Below are 17523 nucleotides of genomic sequence, written 5' to 3' on the forward strand. Positions count from 1 at the left end.
CGAACATGGCTGATGGCAAAATCGTTCAGTGTATCGGCGCCGTGGTCGACGTGGAATTCCCGCGCGACGCAATGCCGAAAGTGTACGACGCACTGAAAATGGAAGGCTCCGCACTGACCCTGGAAGTGCAGCAACAGCTGGGTGACGGCATCGTCCGCACCATCGCACTGGGCAGCTCGGAAGGCCTGCGTCGCGGCATGACCATCCAGAACACCAACGCACCGATCATGGTGCCGGTCGGCCAGGCAACCCTGGGCCGCATCATGGACGTGCTGGGCAACCCGATCGACGAACGCGGCCCGGTTGACGCCGAGCGCACCGCGTCGATCCACCGTTCGGCCCCGCTGTACGACGAGCTGTCGCCGTCGCAAGACCTGCTGGAAACCGGCATCAAGGTGATCGACCTGGTGTGCCCGTTCGCCAAGGGCGGTAAAGTCGGCCTGTTCGGCGGCGCCGGCGTCGGCAAGACCGTCAACATGATGGAACTGATCAACAACATCGCCAAGGCGCACTCGGGTCTGTCCGTGTTCGCCGGCGTGGGCGAGCGTACCCGCGAAGGTAACGACTTCTACCACGAGATGGCCGATGCCAAGGTCGTCGACCTGGACAACCTGCCGAACTCGAAGGTGGCGATGGTCTACGGCCAGATGAACGAACCGCCGGGCAACCGTCTGCGCGTGGCGCTGACCGGCCTGACCATGGCCGAAGCGTTCCGTGACGAAGGCAAGGACGTTCTGTTCTTCGTCGACAACATCTACCGCTACACCCTGGCCGGTACCGAAGTGTCGGCACTGCTGGGCCGTATGCCGTCGGCAGTGGGCTACCAGCCGACCCTGGCCGAAGAAATGGGCCGCCTGCAGGAGCGCATCACCTCGACCAAGACCGGCTCGATCACCTCGATCCAGGCCGTGTACGTCCCCGCGGACGACTTGACCGACCCGTCGCCGGCGACCACCTTCGCCCACCTGGACTCGACCGTCGTGCTGTCGCGTGACATCGCGTCGCTGGGCATCTACCCGGCCGTGGACCCGCTGGACTCGACCTCGCGCCAGCTGGACCCGCTCGTCGTCGGCGACGAACACTACTCGACCGCGCGCGCCGTCCAGGGCACCCTGCAGCGCTACAAGGAACTGCGCGACATCATCGCGATTCTGGGCATGGACGAACTGGCGCCGGAAGACAAGCTGGTCGTCGCTCGCGCGCGCAAGATGCAGCGTTTCCTGTCGCAGCCGTTCCACGTCGCTGAAGTGTTCACTGGCGCACCGGGCAAGTACGTTTCGCTGAAAGACACGATCAAGGGCTTCAAGATGATCGCGTCGGGCGAACTGGACCACCTGCCGGAGCAGGCGTTCTACATGGTCGGCACCATCGAAGAAGCCATCGAGAAGGCCAAGAAGCTGGCGGCTGGTTAATCCGGTAGCCTCTTCAAAGGACACACATGGCAAACACACTTCAAGTTGACGTCGTCTCGGCCGAAGAGTTGATCTTCTCGGGCGAAGCCGAATTCGTCGCGTTGCCGGGTGAATCGGGTGAGCTGGGTATCTACCCGATGCACACCCCCTTGATCACGCGCATCCGCCCGGGTGCGGTGCGCATCAAGGTGGCCGGCCGCGCCGATGAAGAGTTCGTCTTCGTGGCCGGCGGCATCCTGGAAGTCCAGCCGAAAGGCGTGACCGTCCTGGCCGACACCGCGATCCGCGGCGCCGACCTGGACGAGGCGAAAGCCCAGGAAGCCAGGCGCAAGGCCGAAGAGCTGATGGTCAACAAGGACTCGCAGATCGACTACGCCAAGGCGCAAGCCGAACTGGCGGCGGCGATCGCCCAGCTGGCGGCCATCGCCAAGCTGCGCTCGAAAGGGCGCTGATCGCTGGTTTCATCCAGTGCTCATCAAGAAGGCAGCCTCCGGGCTGCCTTTTTTATTGCCTGGGCGTGCTGGAAATTCGCCGATTTGTCCTCATCTTGAACAGACTACAACGATGGCTCGAAAGGACGCATCATGAAACAAGAAACCGCAATCCTGGCAGGCGGCTGCTTCTGGGGCATGCAGGATCTGCTGCGCAAGATTCCCGGTATCGTGTCGACCCGTGTCGGCTACTCGGGCGGCGACGTGCCGAACGCGACCTATCGTAACCATGGCACCCACGCCGAGGCGATCGAAATCAACTTCGATCCCGATCAGATCAGCTATCGCCGCCTGCTCGAGTTCTTCTTCCAGATCCACGACCCGAGCACGAAAAACCGCCAGGGCAACGACGTCGGCATGAGCTACCGCTCGGCGATCTTTTATACCAACGAGCAGCAGCATGAGGTCGCGCTCGATACCATCAAGGACGTCGACGCCTCCGGCCTGTGGCCCGGCAAGGTGGTGACCGAAGTCGCGCCGGCCGGCCCGTTCTGGGAAGCCGAGCCGGAGCACCAGGATTACCTGGTCAAGCATCCGAACGGCTATACCTGCCACTACATCCGCCGCGACTGGCGCCTGCCGCACCGCGACGAACGCGCGGCGTGATTGCAGTCGGCTAAGCTTGGATAAGCGAAAAGGCAGCTTCGGCTGCCTTTTCTTTTGGCGCGATGAATAAGGTGACGGCAGCCGGCACGGCGGCGCGCCCGCCGATATAAATCTGATAAGCTGATTTCAAGCACCAGAAATCAGCGATAACGACCAAATACAGGCCCAGCCATGCGCACCATCGAACAAATTCTACGATCCGCCAAGACCGTCGCCATCGTCGGCGCGTCCGACAAGCCCGAGCGTGCCAGCAACGAAGTCGGCGAATACCTGCAATCGCAGGGTTATCGCGTGATCCCGATCAATCCCGCCTACGCGGGCAAGGAAATCTACGGCGAAAAAGCCTACGCATCGCTGCAGGAAGCGGCCGACGCGCTGGCGCAAAGCGGGGTCCGCATCGACGTGGTCGACGTGTTCCGCAAGCCGGAAGACGTGCCGCCGATCGCCCAGGACGCCATCGACGTGCGCGCCGGCGCCTTGTGGATGCAGCTCGGGATCGAAAACCGCGCCGCGGCCGACCTGGCGCGCGCTGCGGGGCTGGACGTGGTGATGAACCACTGCATGCTGATCGAGCACAGCCGGCTCGCACAGCAGGCATGAGCGCGCGCGAGCTGTTCCGCGCCAAAGGGAACCTGAAACTGCGCGACGAGGACGCCGGCGCCACGCCGCTGCGCGACAAAAGCGGCAACGGCAAGGCCAAGGAACGCGAGCGTGCCTTGACCGTCGAGTTGACCGGCGAGGTCGCCAAGCTGCAGGAAAAGCTGTACGCTAGCCGCAACCGCAAGCTGCTGCTGATCCTGCAAGGCATGGACACGTCCGGCAAGGATGGTACCGTCACCCATCTGTTTTCGCAGATCAATCCGATGGGCTTGCACGCGACCGGCTTCGTCGCCCCGAGCACGAAGGAAAAAGCGCACGATTACTTGTGGCGCGTGCATGCACGCGTGCCCGGCAACGGCGAAATCGGCATTTTTAACCGCAGCCACTACGAAGATGTGCTGGTGCCGCGCGCGTCCGGCGACCTCGACAACAAAGCCGTCAAGCGCCGCTATGCGCACATCCGCGATTTCGAACGCATGCTGGTCGAGACCGGCACGACGGTGATGAAGGTATTCCTGCACATTTCCAAGGACGAGCAAAGGAAACGCCTGCAGGAGCGCCTGGACGATCCGGAAAAGCACTGGAAGTTCGATCCGAATGATCTCACGGTGCGGGACAAATGGGACGATTACCAGCGCGCCTACGAGGCCGCGATCCGCGCCACCAATGCCGATCATGCGCCCTGGTACATCGTGCCGGCCGATTCCAAGACCCACCGCAACCTGATCGTCGCCAACCTGCTGCTCGAGACCATGCAGGGCATGAAGCTGGAATGGCCGGCGCCGAAATTCGATCCGGCGGCGATCAAGATCGACTGAGCGGTTCAAATAGCGGGACGGCGGCGCGACAAGGCCCTCGGCTCCATGCGCACTGTGTGGAAACTTGACATAGAATGAAGTTCTTTCCAGCCAGCCGACTTCATGCCATGTCCACCACCCGCGTCCTGTTCTCTCTCGCCGCTGCCGCCGCTGTCGCCTCGATCGGCGCCGCGCCCGCGCAAGCACAATCCCAGTCCGCCGCGCCTGCCATGAACGCGGCTGAGCCGGCGTCGTGCCCGGCCGTCCTGAAGCACACCTTCAAGCGTCTGCAGGACGAAGCGCCGCAGAACCTGTGCCAATACAGCGGCAAGGTCGTGCTGGTCGTGAACACCGCCAGCAAATGCGGTTTCACCCCCCAGTACGAGGGCCTGGAAAAGCTGTACGCGAAGTACGCCCCGCGCGGCCTGGTGGTGCTCGGCTTCCCGTCGAACGATTTCAAGCAGGAAGACGCCGACGCCAAGAAGATCGCCGACCTGTGCTACAACACCTACGGCGTGAAGTTCCCCATGTTCATCACCAGCGTGGTCACCGGCAACGGCGCGAATCCGCTGTATGCCGAGCTGATCAAGGCGACCGGCAACGAGCCGAAGTGGAATTTCAATAAGTACCTGATCGACCGCAACGGTAAAGTCCTCGAGTACTACCCGAGCAAGGTCACGCCGGAAGACCCGGCCCTGGTCAGCAAGATCGAGCAGGCGCTGGGCAGCTGACCGACCTGCTACGTCCCGATCAGCCGGCCGCGCGCCGGCTTTTTTACGTCTTCAGCACTGCCCGCAGCGGCCCGCGCAGCGCGTTGCAGACCATGATTTCCTGCGCGCGCAACAGCATCTCGCGCGAGACCGGGCACTCGATCGCACTCCAGGCCGGATCGTCGAGCACTGCGGCGCGCGTCACGCCCGGCAGCAGGCCGGCCGAGACCGGCGGCGTGTACCAGCGCCCGCCGATGCGCACGAACACGTTACTGCGCCCGCCCTCGGTCAGTTCATCACGCTCGTTGAAGAACAGGGTATCGAAAGCGCCCTGGCTTTCCGCCGCGCGCCAGGCGGCGTCGTAACGGCTGCGGACACTGGTTTTATGGCGCAGGAACAGGTCCTCGCTGCGGGTCGTCTCGTCGGCCAGCAAGACCGTCACCGGTTCGCTCACGGGCGTGAGCAGGCCGGTCTGCACGGCGATGTCGCCATCCGCGCGCACGGCCAGGCGCAGTCGGTGCGCGCCCTCGGCCAGGCCGGCGCAAGCGCGCAGGATGGCAGCGCGTACGCGCGCCTCATCGAAGCGGTGGCCGAAGTAGTCGCACGAAGCCTGCAGGCGCGCCAGATGGCGCTCGAGGTGGCGGCAACCTTCGTCGCGGGTGGCGTGGATCGTCTCGAAGATCTCGAACTCGTTCGGCAGGCCGGTCAGGAAGCGCGCCTTGAGGCGGCATTCTTCCCATTCGGCCTGGGCATCGCTGTCGTGGACGATGCCGGCGCCGACGCCCATCTCGCCGTGGCGCACGCCCTGGCGCGGTGGCAGCAGGGTCAGCGTGCGGATCGGCACCGACAGGCAGAAGTCGCCCAGGCGCGATGCCGGTGGCGCGGACGGCGTGCGCGCGGCCGGCGAGGGCGGCTCGAACCAGCCCAGCGCCCCGGTATAAATGCCGCGCGCCGCCGGCTCCAGCTCATGGATGATCTGCATCGTGCGGTGCTTGGGCGCGCCGGTGATCGAGCCGCACGGGTACAAGGCGTCGAACACGTCGGCCAGCGTGGCCTCGCGCTGCAGCTGCGCCTGGATGGTCGAGGTCATCTGCAGCACGCTGCCGTAGCGGCGCACCTCGAACAGGGCCGGCACGCCGACGCTGCCGGTGCGCGCGACGCGGCCGAGGTCGTTGCGCAGCAGGTCGACGATCATCAGGTTTTCGGCGCGGTTCTTCGGGTCTTCGGCCAGGGCGCGCGCGCGCGCGGCGTCGTCCAGCGCGTCGTTCGAGGCGGGCGCGGTGCCTTTCATCGGGCGCGCCAGCAGGCGGCCGCTGTCGTGGCGCACGAACAGCTCCGGCGACAGCGACAGCACCGCGCGTCCGTCCGGCAGGGCGATCAGCGCGCCGTACGGCACCGGCTGGCGCGCGCGCAGGCGGGCGTACAAGGCAAACATCGAGCCGAAGGCGTCGAAGCGCAGCCGGTACGTGTAGTTGACCTGGTAGGTCTCGCCGGCCGCGATGTCGGCGCGGATGCGTTCGATGGCGCGCGTAAAGCCGGCTTCGTCGACGTTGGGGCGTAAGGCAGCCAGGCCTGCGGGACCGCTGCCGTCGGCCTCGGCGCGATCGCGCAGCCAGTCGTCGACCTGGGCGCTGTCGAGGGCCTGGTAGCGCTCGAACAGCAGCACCTGGGCCAGCGGGGCATCGATCGGGCGCGCCGCCACGCCCATGAGATGCGCGCCCAATTCATAAGTCAGGACCGGCACCGCGTGCAGGCCGGCCTCCAGCATCTGCTGCAGACGCTCGAGCAGCAGCGGCCAGTCGCGTGCGTCGCCGCAGGTCAGGGTGCCGGCATGGCCCGTGTACAGGCGCGAGCGCGCGCGCGTGTGGCCTTCCGGCGTGGTCTCGTCGAGCAGCGCGAAGACGGCGTCGCTCATCGCGTCAAGCCGCCAGCAGCAGCGCCAGCTGCACCGGACTGTTCTCGGCCGGCTGTTGCTTGAAACCGCTCTTGGCGAAGCGATGCCAGCGCCCGGTCACGTAGGACACCAGCAGCGCGGCGCGCGCAGCGACGTCCTCTTCGCGGCCGTGGCCCTGGGTGGCGGCCACGCGCAGCGACTGTTTGAAGGTCAGTTCGACCTTGTCGTAGAACTGGTTCATGCGCAGCTGCAGGCGCTCGTCCTCGCCGACCAGCGCATCGCCGATCAGCACGCGCGTCATGCCGGGGTTGTTGGCGGCGAAGGACAGCAGCATCTGCAGCATCGCATGCGCCTGCGCAACGCCGTTCTCCTCGCGCTCGGCGATCTGGTTGAACAGCCCGAACACGCTCGACTCGATGAACTCGATCAGGCCTTCGTACATCTGCGCCTTGCTGGCGAAATGGCGGTACAGCGCCGCTTCCGACACCGCCAGCTTCGCCGCCAGCGCCGCGGTCGTGATGCGTTCGCCTTTCGGGTGCTCGAGCATGGCCGCCAGGGCCTGGAGGATCTGCAGTTTGCGCTGGCCCGGCTTGGTGCTTGCCATATGTTCGCTTTGCTCCGTCTGTTAGCGCAGCCGGTGCAGGTTGCGCGGCAGCTGAAGCACGGATTTTACTTTGACATCGACGTAGCCGGGTCGTTTTGCGGTCCGGGGCAGCGGCGCGCGGCCGATCGGATCGCCCGCGCGCACGGGAGACGGACGCAGGTATTGCGTGACCCAGGCGGTGCGCACGCCGACCTGCTTGGCGCGCTTGAGGTTGACCAGCGTGTCTTCGACCAGGATGCAGCGGCGCGCCGCCAGCCCATGCTTGCGCAATAGGCGGCGCAGCAGCAGCGGCGACGGTTTCGGACGCAGCTGGCGGTGCACGTGCATGTCCTCGATCGCGATATGGTGCGCGAACTGGCGCTGCAGGCCGAGGTGGCGCACCACGCCGGTCGAATACGCGGTCGGCGCGTTGGTCAGCAGGATCTTGCGGCCAGGGAGGCGGCGCAGCAGGCGCACCAGGCCGCGCTCGTACCGGACCAGTGCCTGCAGGGCGCCGATGTCGTGCGTCTCGCGCAAAAAGTCGGCAGCGTCGACGCGGTGGTGGCGGATCATGCCGAGCAGGGTGGCGCCGTAGCGCTTCCAGTAGCCGAGCCGCGCGGCGTCGACCGCTTCCTTGCTGGCCGGCGTAACGCCGTCGCCGAGCACGCGCGCGATATACGTGTTCATGTTGGCGCTGATCGCCGGGAAGATCGCGTGGGAGGCGTCGTGCAGGGTGTTGTCGAGGTCGAACAGCCAGACCGGGGAAGGGGAGGTGGGCACGGAATCGATAAACGGAGGAACGAAGCAGCCGGGATTATATCGGCGGCGCACGGCTTTCATGTGTTCATGGTTCGCCGGTCGGGATCGCCGGTAAATCGACAGGAGTCCCTTCTGCACCCAACCAATTGGCAAGTCGTGCAGCGCCTTGACCGGTTTGCTGTCTCACTCAGGCGGACAGGCCTTTTTGCAGCAGCTGTGTAACGAGCTCATTCAATTCGACACCGCGCTCCTTGCTCAAAGCCTGTAACTGCTTGACCAGGTCGCTGTTGAGCTTGACGGCAAACGGCACCAGTCCCAGCGCGCGGTCACGTTCGCGTTGTTCGCGACGGTCGGGCGTCGCTGCCGACGCTGACGCACCGAACGCTGCGCCGTTCGCGCTCATTCGATTCATCAGTTTCTTTGCATCGCTTTTTGCCAGGTCTGTCTTTTTCATTGCTTGCCTTTGTATTGCGTCGATTGAGGCTGGATTCTACCTGCGAAAGGGCCGGGACGCCGGCCATGCGAGCAGGACGGCTGGTTCGAGGCCGCGGTCAGCCGATATTTTGGAACGCTGCCATTTTGTCGTATATATAATCCTAAGGATGCGCTCCCCTCATCCACACCCTTTCCTGCGAGGCCTTGCACTGCTGCTCGGCCTGTTCTGGCTGCTGCCCTCCGCCTTCGCGGCCGATCGCGGCGCCCTGTTCAAACTGACGCTGCACGGGCACACGATGCATTTGTTCGGCACGATGCACGTCGGCCGGCCCGAGTTCTATCCGCTCGAGCCGCGCATCATGACGGCCCTGGCCGAGTCGTCGACGCTGGCGCTCGAAATCGACCTGAACGAGGCGCCGGACGCGCTGCAGCGTGACATGAAGACCTACGGCCTGCTCCCCGCCGGTGGCAAGACTTACGACAGCCTGCCACCCGCACGCAAGCAACGCCTCGACGCATTGATCGGGCAAGCCGGCCTGGATCCGGCAACCGCGCTGGCGCTCAAGCCGGTGCTGCTGGCCACGATGCTGACGATCGCCGAATATACGCGGCTGGGCTACCGCGCCGACTTGTCGAGCGACGATTTCCTGGCCAGGACGGCGCATGCGCGGCATATCCGCGTGATCGGACTGGAATCGCTGGCGCAGCAGTTGAGCATCCTCGACCGCCTGCCGGAAGCGGCGCGCTGGCAATTTCTGGAAGAGACGATGGAGATGCTCGACTCCGGCGAGGAACGCGACGAAGCGAAAGCGATCCTGCAAGCCTGGAGCACGGCCGACCAGCGCGGACTGGATCAGGTCATGCGGCAAACCGAAGCGGATCGCAGCGTGTCCGGGCGCTTTCTCGCCGACGTTCTTTTAAAAGAGCGCAATCGCGGCATGGCCGAACGGCTGCTGGCCTTGCTGCAATCGGAAAAGCAGACCGTGGGTGCCGTCGGCGTGCTGCACCTGCTGGGCGCAACCGGCGTGCCGGCGCTGCTGAAAGCGCGTGGCGTGGTGGTCGAACGGGTCTATTGACGCGCTACCCTTCGAGTCCCAAACCGGATCTCCCGCAGGGGAGATCCTCTTGTAACACAAAAGAAAAAAGGGTCCGACGAATCGGACCCTTTTTCTTTAAGCTGGCGGAGCGGACGGGACTCGCCCACGTGCCGCGGGCCGCGGATTCGCTTGCAAGCGAATCCCTTCGAGTCCCAAACCGGATCTCCCGCAGGGGAGATCCTCTTGTAACACAAAAGAAAAAAGGGTCCGACGAATCGGACCCTTTTTCTTTAAGCTGGCGGAGCGGACGGGACTCGAACCCGCGACCCCCGGCGTGACAGGCCGGTATTCTAACCAACTGAACTACCGCTCCAGTTTTCTTGCTCACATCTGCACGGAAAATCCGGAACAGCAGTAAGACAAAATCTTGGTGCCCTTGACGTGGATTGAACACGTGGCCTCTCCCTTACCAAGGGAGTGCTCTACCACTGAGCTACAAGGGCATCAGAAGAGATCTGGCGACATTGTTGTCGCCACAAATCGTCAGTGCGAGCGGATCATAGTGCCAAAAGCCTGTTCGGTCAAGACTTCCAGCAATAAAGAGTGCTCGATGCGGCCGTCGATGATGTGCACCGTATTGACGCCCGACTTGGCGGCGTCCAGCGCCGACGAGATTTTCGGCAGCATGCCGCCCGAAATCGTGCCGTCCGCGAACATCTCGTCGATTTCGCGCGCCGACAGGTCGGTCACCAGGTTGCCTTGCTTGTCCTGCACGCCGGCGATGTTGGTCATCATGATCAGCTTTTCGGCTTTCAGGATTTCCGCAATCTTGCCGGCGACGACGTCGGCATTGATGTTGTAGGCCTGGCCGTCCTGGCCGAAACCGATCGGCGAAATGATCGGGATGAAAGCGTCGTCCTGCAGGGCTTTCACCACGGCCGGATTGATCGCTTCGATTTCGCCGACGAAACCGATGTCGAGGAACTCGCCCGGCTTTTCCTTGTCCGGCATCGCCATCTTGCGCGCACGGATCAGGCCGCCGTCCTTGCCGGTCAGGCCGACCGCCTGGCCACCGTAGTGGTTAATCAGCATCACGATGTCCTGCTGGACTTCGCCGCCCAGCACCCACTCGACCACTTCCATGGTCTCTTCGTCGGTGATGCGCATGCCTTGCACGAAGGTGCCTTGCTTGCCGATCTTTTTCAGGGCGTTGTCGATCTGCGGACCGCCGCCGTGCACCACCACCGGGTTCATGCCGACCAGCTTCAGGAGGATGACGTCGCGCGCGAAGCCGTGTTTCAGGCGCTCGTCGGTCATCGCGTTGCCGCCGTATTTGATGACGATGGTTTTACCGTGGAAATTACGGATATAGGGAAGCGCTTCGGCCAGAATCTGCGCCTTGATCTGCGGCGAGACCGCAGTCAGGTCGTTGTTCTGCTCGTCGCCCTTCAAACTGCTCAGCGTAGCGTTCATTGGGGGTCCGGAAAAGAATTTGCGAGATTTTACAGGCAAGCGGCGCTCGCAGTGGGCATTATAGAAGCTTGACGTTGTATTTTCTGGGAGATGATTACATATGGATACAAGACAGGCGATTTCGATACGCCGCCGGGCCCCGGAAAAGCGCGCATGAGCACCTGCAGCCGTTGCGGCGCCGGCTTCGCTTGCGGCATGGTCGACGGCAGTAGCGGCCCATGCTGGTGCACGCGCCTGCCGCCGGCAGTGCCGTTGCCGGAATCAAGCCAGGCTTCGGCCGGCGCCTCCGAGCAGGCAAACATCGATACGCCGGGCGCCGGCTGCTGGTGCCCGGCCTGCCTCGAAGCCCACATCGCGCAGCTCGCGCGCACGCGCGAGGCGTAAGGTCGCGCCGGCCTCACCCCCGGGTACGGAAGAAACGCATCATCTCGCGGCTGGCGCTCGGGCCCTTGCCGTCGGTGTAGCTGCCGAGTGCATCGCCGCCCGACCAGGCGTGGCCGGCGCCGTGCACGACCCAGTGTTCGGCATCGATGCTGCCATCCGGACGCCGGTGCACGACGCGCGTGTAGGCGTGACCGTGCGGCACGCGGCCCGGTTCGACCACCACCGCTTCGCCCGGATGGCGCCGGCGCTGTTTGATGAGTTCGTCGCCATTGATCGGGTGCACGGTGGTGTCGCGGTCGCCGTGGAACACGATCATCGGCACCGCGCGCCCGGGCTTGGGACGGCGTTTCAGCTTCCCCTTCATCGCTGCGATCGCCGACGGCAAATCGTGCGCGGCCGCGAACGGCAAGCCCGAGTGCACGCCGACCGCCGCGTACAGCTCCGGGTACAGAGTGCCCATCATGGCGGCCATGGCGCCGCCGGCCGACAGGCCCGCCACGTACATCTGGTCCGGGTCGACCACGTAGCGCGCCATCACGTCGCGCGTGATGCCGGCGATGATCGACGGTTCGCCCTGGTCGCGCCGCTGCTCGATCGCGCTGAACCAGTTCCAGCAGCGCGATGTGTTGGCCTGCGGGGTCTGGGCCGGATAGGCGACCAGGCAGCCGTATTCCTCGGCAACCGCGTTCATGCCGGTGCCGAGCGCGAAATCGTCGGGATTCTGCTTGCAGCCGTGCAGCATCACCAGCAGTGGCGCCAGCTGGCCGGTATAGTTGGCCGGCACATACAGCTTGTAGTCGCGCGTGCCGGCCTCGTTGGTGTAGCTGGCCTCGATGAAATGGCCGGGCAGGCCGATCGCCGCCGCGCCGCTCGACAGCGGCGGTGCATTGAACGGGTTGCCTTCGGCCTGGCCAACGCGGCTCAGGTCGGCCAGCATGTCGGACGGGTCGTAGCTGGCCTGGTTGGAAGCGTGTTTCTGGATAATCGAGGCGGTCTTGATCGACTCGCGCATCATGCTGCGCGCCACCGACGGTCCGCGCCGCATCAGCGAGCGGGTGGCGGCGCGCATCTGGGCGAGGAATTGTTTGTTCAGGGTCATCGGCACTCCTTTTCGATGCGTCGCAAGGGGGCAGTGTTGATCAGCACCCTTGCGTCAACCTGACAGGTTACACCCATGATGCGATAAACTGCGCATCATGCGTCCACCCCTCCAAGCCGGCATCCAGTTCGAGTGGCATTACACGGTACCCGAGCGCGCCACGGTACCGCGTCTCTATCACGACACGCCGTTCTGCCTCGACATGCCCGACGTGCTCGCCACCGGCTACCTGGTCGGCATGATGGAGCTTGCCTGCCTGCACGGCATCATGCCTTACGTCGATTGGCCGAACCAGCAGAGCCTGGGCACGCTGGTCAGCTTCAGCCACATCGCCCCGACGCCGCCCGGCATGACGCTGCACGTCAAGGGCGAAGTGATCGAGGTCGACGGCCGCCGCGTGCGCTTCAAGATCGAGGCCTGGGACGACGTCGAGCGCGTGTGCGAAGGCGTGCACGAACGCTTCCTGATCGATCCCCGACGTTTCAACGACAAGCTGGCGCGCAAGGCCGCCGGCACCAGCCAGAGCACATGAGCAACCGCATCACACTCCCGCCCGAACAGCAGACGCCGGTGCCGTCGCCCTGCATCAACCTGTGCAAGATGTCGCAGGACACCGGTTTTTGCGAAGGCTGCATGCGCACCATCGACGAAATCGTTGCCTGGGGCACGGCCTCGGACGAGTTCAAGCGTGGCGTCTGGGCCGAGATCCGCCGGCGCGAAGCGGACCTGCCTTTCGCAGATTGAGGCGGCGGACGACGATTAGAGCTGGGAATCTAGCACGGTCGTTCTTTTCTGCGCCATAATCGGCCGGCTGCTTCGCTCAACCACGCCGATTCAGCACGCCGATCAACCCACTTCAAGCGAGAACGCCATGGCGCTGCCCACCGTCCTGCAAAACCTGTCCTTACCCGTCATCGCCTCGCCGATGTTCATCGCCAGCGGCCCCGCGCTGGTCGCCGCGCAGTGCAAGGCGGGCATCGTCGGCTCGTTCCCGGCGCTGAACGCGCGCCCGGCCGAGCAACTTGACGTCTGGCTGACCGATCTGCAGGCCGAACTGGCGGATTACCAGGCGGCGCATCCGGATAAAAAAGTCGGCCCGATCGCCGTCAACCAGATCGTGCACGGGTCGAACGACCGCCTGGCGCACGACGTCGAGGTGTGCGTCAAGCACCAGGTGCCGATCATCATCTCCTCGCTGCGCGCGCCGCCCAAGGAAATGCTGGACGCGGTGCACGCCTACGGCGGCATCGTGATGCACGACGTGATCTCGATCCGCCACGCCGAAAAGGCGCTGGAAGCGGGCGTGGACGGCCTGATCCTGGTCGCGGCCGGCGCCGGCGGCCATGCGGGGGCGTTGTCTCCGTTCGCGCTGGTGGGAGAGGTGCGCAAATTCTTCGACGGTCCGATCGCGCTGTCCGGCTCGATCGCCACCGGCGACGCCATCCTGGCGGCGCAGGCGATGGGCGCCGACGTCGCCTACATCGGCTCGCGCTGGCTGGCCACGAAAGAAGCCAACGTCAGCGACGCTTACCGCGATGCGATCGTCGATTCAAAAGCGGCCGACGTGATCTATACGAACCTGTTCACGGGCGTGCACGGCAACTACCTGAAAAAATCGATCGTCGCGGCCGGGCTCGATCCGGACAACCTGCCGGTGTCGGACAAGAGCAAGATGAGTTTTGGGTCAGGCAGCGCCAAGGCCTGGCGCGACATCTGGGGTGCCGGCCAGGGCGTGGGCCTGATGGAAGACGTGCCGACCGTGGCCGAGATGGTCGAGCGGCTGCAGCAGCAGTACGCGGCGGCGCGGGCGCGCTTGGGGATCCGCTGAGCGACTACGCGTCGACCTGCTTGTCTTCGTTCCGGATCACCCACAAGCCCGGCAGATTGCGCCAGTAGCCATGCGCATCCATCCCGAAGCCGACCACGAACTGGTTCGGGATGGTCAGCCCGACGATGTCGGCCTGCACCGGTTTCGCGCGGCCCAGCTCCTTGTCGCAGAACACCGCCAGTATCACCTCGGCCGCGCCCATGTCGAGCAGGCGCCGCTTCACTTCCGCCAGCGTCTCGCCCTCGTCGAGGATGTCGTCGAGCACGATGATCGTGCGGCCCGCCACGTTCTGGCGCGGGATCACCTTCCACACGACTTCGCCGCCCTGGTCGAGTTCGCCGTAGCGGGTCACGTGGATGTAGTCGAATTCGAGCGGGAAGCTCAACTGCGGCAGCAGGCTGCCGGTGAACACCACCGCACCGCCCATCACCCCCAGCACGAGCGGGAAGGCGCCGGTGGCGTCGTTGTCGAATCGTTGATTGAGCACGTCGGCGACGTTGCGCACCGCGGCCTGCACCTTGCCGGCGCTGACCAGTTCCTCGGCCTTGGCCAGGAGCTCGCGCGCACGCGTGTAATGGAAGTCTTGCATGGTCTCTCGTGAGTCTGTCTCGAATTATTGTGAGCGGATGAAACGGTTTCGATTATCCTTCAGAACGTTTTCAAGCCGCGTTCCAGTTGCGCCGCTCCCGTGCGCGGCGGCGTATCATACGCAGTTCCAGATCCTAGACAGACGAGCAACGCACCATGCCAGCCATTGACACCACCTCCGTGCGCGCCGAGCGCCTCGCCCAGCTGCGCGCCGCCATGGCGCACCACGAGGTCGACGCCTTCATCGTGCCGTCCGCCGATCCGCACCTGTCCGAATACCTGCCCGGCCGCTGGAAAGGCCGCGAGTGGATCTCCGGCTTCACGGGGTCGGTCGGCACCTTCATCGCCACCAAGGACTTTGCCGGCGTCTGGACCGACGGCCGCTACTACACCCAGGCCGAGCAGGAGCTGGCCGGGACCGAGATCGGACTGATGAAGATCCCGTCCGGCGCCAGCCTGCTGCACATCGACTGGCTGGCCGAGAACATGGAAGCCGGCCAGACCGTCGCGGTCGACGCGCGCGTGCTCGGCCTGGCGGTGGCGCGCCTGCTGCAGGACGCCCTGGCCGCGCGCGGGGTCAAACTGCGCACCGACCTGGACCTGCTCGACGCCATCTGGAGCGACCGTCCCGGCCTGCCGCCCGAGGCCGTGTTCGAGCACCCGGCCCCGTATGCGGTGCTGGCGCGCGCCGATAAACTGCACGCGACCCGCAACGCGATGGCCAAGCTGGGCGCCGAGCGCCATTTCATTTCGACGCTGGACGACATCGCCTACCTGTTCAACCTGCGCGGCGCCGACGTCAGCTACAACCCGGTGTTCCTGGCGCATGCGCTGGTCGAGTCGAACTCGGCCACGCTGTTCGTCGCCGACGGCAAGATCGACGACGCCTTGCGCTCGCGCCTGGAGCGCGACGGCGTGCGCGTCGCGCCCTACGATGCGGCGCAGGCCGCCCTGGCCGCGATCCCGGGCGACAGCACGCTGTTGATCGATCCGCGCCGCGTCACCGCCGGCATGCGCGCCGCCGTGCCGCAGGGCGTACGCATCGTCGAGGCGATCAACCCGACCACGTTCGCCAAGTCGCGCAAGCTGGAGGTCGAAATGGATCACGTGCGCGAGGCGATGGAACACGATGGCGCGGCGCTGTGCGAATTTTTCGCATGGCTCGAGCCCGTGCTGCTCGACCCGAAGCGCCAGCCCCTGACGGAAGTCCACATCGACGAGAACATCACCGCTGCGCGCGCGCGGCGTCCGCATTTCGTCAGCCCGAGCTTCGGCACCATCGCCGGTTTCAATGCCAACGGCGCGATCATGCACTACCGCGCCACGCCGGAAAACTGCGCGACCATCGAAGGCGACGGCCTGCTGCTGATCGACTCCGGCGGCCAGTACCTGGGCGGCACCACCGACATCACGCGCGTGGTCCCGGTCGGCACGCCCTCCGCCGCGCAAAAGCGCGACTTCACGCTGGTGCTGAAAGGGATGATCAACTTGTCGGTGGCGCGCTTCCCGCGCGGTACCAAGGGACCGATGCTCGACGCGCTGGCGCGCGCGCCGATCTGGGCGGCCGGCATCGACTACGGCCACGGCACCGGCCACGGCGTGGGCTACTTCCTCAACGTGCACGAGGGGCCGCAGGTGATCTCGCCGGTGGCCACGCCCGAATCGCACACGGCGATGGAGCCAGGCATGATCACTTCCAACGAGCCGGGCATCTACCGCCCCGGCCACTGGGGCATCCGCATCGAGAACCTGGTGCTGACCCAGACCGTCGCCAATGGCGAATTTGGCGAGTTCCTCGGCTTCGAGACGCTGACGCTGTGCCCGATCGACACGCGCTGCATCGACTTGTCGCTGATGCGCGGCGACGAAGTCGCGTGGCTCAACGACTACCACCGCCAGGTGCGCGCGCGCCTGCTGCCCTATGTCGACGGGGCCGCGCGCGACTGGCTCGAACTGCGCACGAAGGAGATCTGACCATGGCGAGCGCACGTTCCACCCGGGCCAGCGCGGCGGTCGAGCGCCTCAAGCGGCGCACCGGCGTGACCACCTATTCGATGGCGCGCACCGGCGCCGGCCATTTCTTCCTGTCCGAAAAACCGGGCGCGCCGCCGCTGTGCGCGCCGATGGAGCTGGACGAATTCGTCGCCTTCGTCAATGGCCTGGGGCCGCAGGAGGTCAAGCGCGTCAGCAAGAACGACCTGGAGTTCGAGAAGCAGCTGGTAAGGAAGAAGCCTTGAGCGCGGTGCAGGTCGGCGCGCAGGAGCTGCTCGATTTCTGGTTCGGCGCGCCCGGCAGCGAAGGCTACGGCCAGCCGCGCCGCGCATGGTTCGTCAAGAAGCCTGAATTCGATGCCGGGATCCGCGAGCGCTTCGGCGCCCTCGTCGACGCGGCCGTCCAGGGCGGCCTGCGCGACTGGGACGACGCCGGGCCGCAGGGCGTGCTGGCGAGGATCCTGCTGCTCGACCAGTTCACCCGCAACGCGTATCGCGACACGCCCGGCGCCTTTGCCGGCGATGCGCTGGCAAAGGCCGCCGCGCAAGGCCTGGTCGATGCCGGCGCCGACCGCGCGCTGCTGCCGGTGCAGCGCACCTTCGTCTACCTGCCGTTCGAGCACGCCGAAGATGCCTTCCTGCAGGAGCGCGCGGTCGAGCTGTTCGCGCGGCTCGCGGCCGAATATCCCGGCTTCGAGAGCAACCTCGATTACGCGCACCGCCATCGCGGCGTGATCGCGCGCTTCGGCCGCTTCCCGCACCGTAACGCCATCCTCGGACGCGCGTCGACGCCGGAAGAAATCGAGTTTCTACAACAGCCCGGCTCGCGCTTTTGA

General features: G+C 65.3%; 21 protein-coding genes and 2 tRNA genes. 14 read left to right on the forward strand and 9 right to left on the reverse strand.

The window, feature by feature from the left end; all coding sequences use genetic code 11:
* Nucleotides 1-5: 5 nt before the first annotated feature.
* From atpD to FA90_RS18945, 6 genes are all read left to right on the forward strand, one after another.
* On the forward strand, nucleotides 6-1412 hold the full coding sequence (atpD, locus tag FA90_RS18920; RefSeq protein ID WP_036171460.1) for a F0F1 ATP synthase subunit beta: 1407 nt from the start codon (nucleotides 6-8) through the stop codon (nucleotides 1410-1412).
* Between the two features lie 26 nt (nucleotides 1413-1438).
* Nucleotides 1439-1864, forward strand: coding sequence for a F0F1 ATP synthase subunit epsilon (locus tag FA90_RS18925; RefSeq protein ID WP_036171462.1), 426 nt, complete (start codon nucleotides 1439-1441; stop codon nucleotides 1862-1864).
* Between the two features lie 132 nt (nucleotides 1865-1996).
* Nucleotides 1997-2509 carry a peptide-methionine (S)-S-oxide reductase MsrA gene (gene msrA, locus FA90_RS18930; RefSeq protein ID WP_036171464.1) on the forward strand — a complete coding sequence of 171 codons (513 nt, stop codon included), beginning with the start codon at nucleotides 1997-1999 and terminating at the stop codon, nucleotides 2507-2509.
* A gap of 171 nt (nucleotides 2510-2680) precedes the next feature.
* The gene (locus tag FA90_RS18935; protein WP_036171465.1) at nucleotides 2681-3109 is read left to right on the forward strand and encodes a CoA-binding protein; all 429 of its coding nucleotides are present in this window, start codon (nucleotides 2681-2683) and stop codon (nucleotides 3107-3109) included.
* Nucleotides 3106-3927, forward strand: a complete 822-nt coding sequence (locus tag FA90_RS18940) for a PPK2 family polyphosphate kinase (protein WP_036171469.1) — start codon at nucleotides 3106-3108, stop codon at nucleotides 3925-3927. The genes FA90_RS18935 and FA90_RS18940 overlap by 4 nt, the downstream gene beginning before the upstream one ends.
* A 107-nt stretch (nucleotides 3928-4034) precedes the next feature.
* Nucleotides 4035-4637, forward strand: coding sequence for a glutathione peroxidase (locus FA90_RS18945; RefSeq protein WP_051971913.1), 603 nt, complete (start codon nucleotides 4035-4037; stop codon nucleotides 4635-4637).
* 43 nt (nucleotides 4638-4680) lie between these two features.
* Here the strand turns inward: FA90_RS18945 and pabB are convergent, their stop codons facing one another.
* The 4 genes from pabB to FA90_RS18965 form a co-directional block, all read right to left on the reverse strand.
* Nucleotides 4681-6531, reverse strand: a complete 1851-nt coding sequence (pabB, locus tag FA90_RS18950) for an aminodeoxychorismate synthase component I (RefSeq protein ID WP_036171472.1) — start codon at nucleotides 6529-6531, stop codon at nucleotides 4681-4683.
* A 4-nt stretch (nucleotides 6532-6535) separates the two neighbouring features.
* Nucleotides 6536-7114, reverse strand: coding sequence for a nucleoid occlusion factor SlmA (slmA, locus tag FA90_RS18955; RefSeq protein ID WP_036171474.1), 579 nt, complete (start codon nucleotides 7112-7114; stop codon nucleotides 6536-6538).
* A gap of 21 nt (nucleotides 7115-7135) precedes the next feature.
* Entirely contained in the window at nucleotides 7136-7873 is a 738-nt protein-coding gene (locus tag FA90_RS18960; protein ID WP_239700827.1) for an HAD-IA family hydrolase, read from the reverse strand.
* Between the two features lie 166 nt (nucleotides 7874-8039).
* Nucleotides 8040-8306, reverse strand: coding sequence for a hypothetical protein (locus FA90_RS18965; protein ID WP_036171478.1), 267 nt, complete (start codon nucleotides 8304-8306; stop codon nucleotides 8040-8042).
* A gap of 148 nt (nucleotides 8307-8454) precedes the next feature.
* Here FA90_RS18965 and FA90_RS18970 point away from each other — a divergent pair, with 148 nt between their 5' ends.
* Complete coding sequence (locus tag FA90_RS18970; protein WP_051971914.1) at nucleotides 8455-9363, forward strand: TraB/GumN family protein; 909 nt, start codon at nucleotides 8455-8457, stop codon at nucleotides 9361-9363.
* Nucleotides 9364-9620: 257 nt separating this feature from the next.
* Here FA90_RS18970 and FA90_RS18975 read toward each other — a convergent pair.
* The 3 genes from FA90_RS18975 to argB all read right to left on the reverse strand — a co-directional run bounded on the left by FA90_RS18975 (nucleotide 9621) and on the right by argB (nucleotide 10797).
* A tRNA-Asp gene (locus FA90_RS18975) sits at nucleotides 9621-9697 on the reverse strand.
* Nucleotides 9698-9752: 55 nt separating this feature from the next.
* A tRNA-Thr gene (locus FA90_RS18980) sits at nucleotides 9753-9827 on the reverse strand.
* Nucleotides 9828-9867: 40 nt separating this feature from the next.
* The gene (gene argB, locus FA90_RS18985) at nucleotides 9868-10797 is read right to left on the reverse strand and encodes an acetylglutamate kinase (RefSeq protein WP_051971915.1); all 930 of its coding nucleotides are present in this window, start codon (nucleotides 10795-10797) and stop codon (nucleotides 9868-9870) included.
* A 153-nt stretch (nucleotides 10798-10950) separates the two neighbouring features.
* Between argB and FA90_RS18990 the strand changes: the two genes are divergently transcribed.
* Nucleotides 10951-11181 carry a cysteine-rich CWC family protein gene (locus tag FA90_RS18990; RefSeq protein ID WP_036171481.1) on the forward strand — a complete coding sequence of 77 codons (231 nt, stop codon included), beginning with the start codon at nucleotides 10951-10953 and terminating at the stop codon, nucleotides 11179-11181.
* Nucleotides 11182-11194: 13 nt separating this feature from the next.
* On the opposite strand, the gene FA90_RS18995 is transcribed toward FA90_RS18990, so the two are convergent.
* Nucleotides 11195-12280 carry a PHB depolymerase family esterase gene (locus FA90_RS18995; RefSeq protein ID WP_036171483.1) on the reverse strand — a complete coding sequence of 362 codons (1086 nt, stop codon included), beginning with the start codon at nucleotides 12278-12280 and terminating at the stop codon, nucleotides 11195-11197.
* Nucleotides 12281-12377: 97 nt separating this feature from the next.
* On the opposite strand from FA90_RS18995, the gene FA90_RS19000 reads away from it, so the two are divergent.
* The 3 genes from FA90_RS19000 to FA90_RS19010 all read left to right on the forward strand — a co-directional run bounded on the left by FA90_RS19000 (nucleotide 12378) and on the right by FA90_RS19010 (nucleotide 14108).
* Nucleotides 12378-12812, forward strand: coding sequence for a thioesterase family protein (locus FA90_RS19000; protein ID WP_036171485.1), 435 nt, complete (start codon nucleotides 12378-12380; stop codon nucleotides 12810-12812).
* Nucleotides 12809-13024, forward strand: coding sequence for a DUF1289 domain-containing protein (locus FA90_RS19005; RefSeq protein ID WP_051971916.1), 216 nt, complete (start codon nucleotides 12809-12811; stop codon nucleotides 13022-13024). Before FA90_RS19000 ends, FA90_RS19005 begins: the two co-directional genes overlap by 4 nt.
* Nucleotides 13025-13151: 127 nt before the next feature.
* On the forward strand, nucleotides 13152-14108 hold the full coding sequence (locus FA90_RS19010) for a nitronate monooxygenase family protein (RefSeq protein ID WP_036171487.1): 957 nt from the start codon (nucleotides 13152-13154) through the stop codon (nucleotides 14106-14108).
* Nucleotides 14109-14112: 4 nt separating this feature from the next.
* Here FA90_RS19010 and FA90_RS19015 read toward each other — a convergent pair whose 3' ends face one another.
* Nucleotides 14113-14697: a hypoxanthine-guanine phosphoribosyltransferase gene (locus FA90_RS19015; RefSeq protein WP_036171489.1), complete on the reverse strand. Its 585-nt coding sequence runs from the start codon at nucleotides 14695-14697 to the stop codon at nucleotides 14113-14115.
* 155 nt (nucleotides 14698-14852) lie between these two features.
* Between FA90_RS19015 and FA90_RS19020 the strand changes: the two genes are divergently transcribed.
* Genes FA90_RS19020 through FA90_RS26615 form a run of 3 tightly spaced genes read left to right on the forward strand, consistent with a single transcriptional unit; the run spans nucleotide 14853 to nucleotide 17523 of the window.
* Nucleotides 14853-16670 carry an aminopeptidase P family protein gene (locus FA90_RS19020; RefSeq protein WP_036171491.1) on the forward strand — a complete coding sequence of 606 codons (1818 nt, stop codon included), beginning with the start codon at nucleotides 14853-14855 and terminating at the stop codon, nucleotides 16668-16670.
* A 2-nt stretch (nucleotides 16671-16672) separates the two neighbouring features.
* Entirely contained in the window at nucleotides 16673-16933 is a 261-nt protein-coding gene (locus tag FA90_RS27365) for a hypothetical protein (protein WP_036171493.1), read from the forward strand.
* Entirely contained in the window at nucleotides 16930-17523 is a 594-nt protein-coding gene (locus tag FA90_RS26615; RefSeq protein ID WP_239700829.1) for a DUF924 family protein, read from the forward strand. The genes FA90_RS27365 and FA90_RS26615 overlap by 4 nt, the downstream gene beginning before the upstream one ends.

Origin of the sequence: Massilia sp. 9096 (genome assembly GCF_000745265.1) — a bacterium.
Classification (GTDB): domain Bacteria; phylum Pseudomonadota; class Gammaproteobacteria; order Burkholderiales; family Burkholderiaceae_D; genus Telluria.

Excerpts from the sequence above, each read along its gene's own strand:
- atpD (WP_036171460.1), top strand. The coding sequence starts at position 6 with ATGGCTGATGGCAAAATCGTTCAGTGTATCGGCGCCGTGGTCGACGTG.
- FA90_RS19020 (WP_036171491.1), top strand. The coding sequence starts at position 14,853 with ATGCCAGCCATTGACACCACCTCCGTGCGCGCCGAGCGCCTCGCCCAG.
- FA90_RS18970 (WP_051971914.1), top strand. The coding sequence starts at position 8,455 with ATGCGCTCCCCTCATCCACACCCTTTCCTGCGAGGCCTTGCACTGCTG.
- slmA (WP_036171474.1), bottom strand. The coding sequence starts at position 7,114 with ATGGCAAGCACCAAGCCGGGCCAGCGCAAACTGCAGATCCTCCAGGCC.
- FA90_RS18995 (WP_036171483.1), bottom strand. The coding sequence starts at position 12,280 with ATGACCCTGAACAAACAATTCCTCGCCCAGATGCGCGCCGCCACCCGC.
- FA90_RS18940 (WP_036171469.1), top strand. The coding sequence starts at position 3,106 with ATGAGCGCGCGCGAGCTGTTCCGCGCCAAAGGGAACCTGAAACTGCGC.
- FA90_RS18965 (WP_036171478.1), bottom strand. The coding sequence starts at position 8,306 with ATGAAAAAGACAGACCTGGCAAAAAGCGATGCAAAGAAACTGATGAAT.
- FA90_RS19000 (WP_036171485.1), top strand. The coding sequence starts at position 12,378 with ATGCGTCCACCCCTCCAAGCCGGCATCCAGTTCGAGTGGCATTACACG.
- msrA (WP_036171464.1), top strand. The coding sequence starts at position 1,997 with ATGAAACAAGAAACCGCAATCCTGGCAGGCGGCTGCTTCTGGGGCATG.
- FA90_RS19005 (WP_051971916.1), top strand. The coding sequence starts at position 12,809 with ATGAGCAACCGCATCACACTCCCGCCCGAACAGCAGACGCCGGTGCCG.
- pabB (WP_036171472.1), bottom strand. The coding sequence starts at position 6,531 with ATGAGCGACGCCGTCTTCGCGCTGCTCGACGAGACCACGCCGGAAGGC.
- FA90_RS19010 (WP_036171487.1), top strand. The coding sequence starts at position 13,152 with ATGGCGCTGCCCACCGTCCTGCAAAACCTGTCCTTACCCGTCATCGCC.
- argB (WP_051971915.1), bottom strand. The coding sequence starts at position 10,797 with ATGAACGCTACGCTGAGCAGTTTGAAGGGCGACGAGCAGAACAACGAC.
- FA90_RS18945 (WP_051971913.1), top strand. The coding sequence starts at position 4,035 with ATGTCCACCACCCGCGTCCTGTTCTCTCTCGCCGCTGCCGCCGCTGTC.
- FA90_RS18990 (WP_036171481.1), top strand. The coding sequence starts at position 10,951 with ATGAGCACCTGCAGCCGTTGCGGCGCCGGCTTCGCTTGCGGCATGGTC.
- FA90_RS27365 (WP_036171493.1), top strand. The coding sequence starts at position 16,673 with ATGGCGAGCGCACGTTCCACCCGGGCCAGCGCGGCGGTCGAGCGCCTC.
- FA90_RS19015 (WP_036171489.1), bottom strand. The coding sequence starts at position 14,697 with ATGCAAGACTTCCATTACACGCGTGCGCGCGAGCTCCTGGCCAAGGCC.
- FA90_RS18935 (WP_036171465.1), top strand. The coding sequence starts at position 2,681 with ATGCGCACCATCGAACAAATTCTACGATCCGCCAAGACCGTCGCCATC.
- FA90_RS18925 (WP_036171462.1), top strand. The coding sequence starts at position 1,439 with ATGGCAAACACACTTCAAGTTGACGTCGTCTCGGCCGAAGAGTTGATC.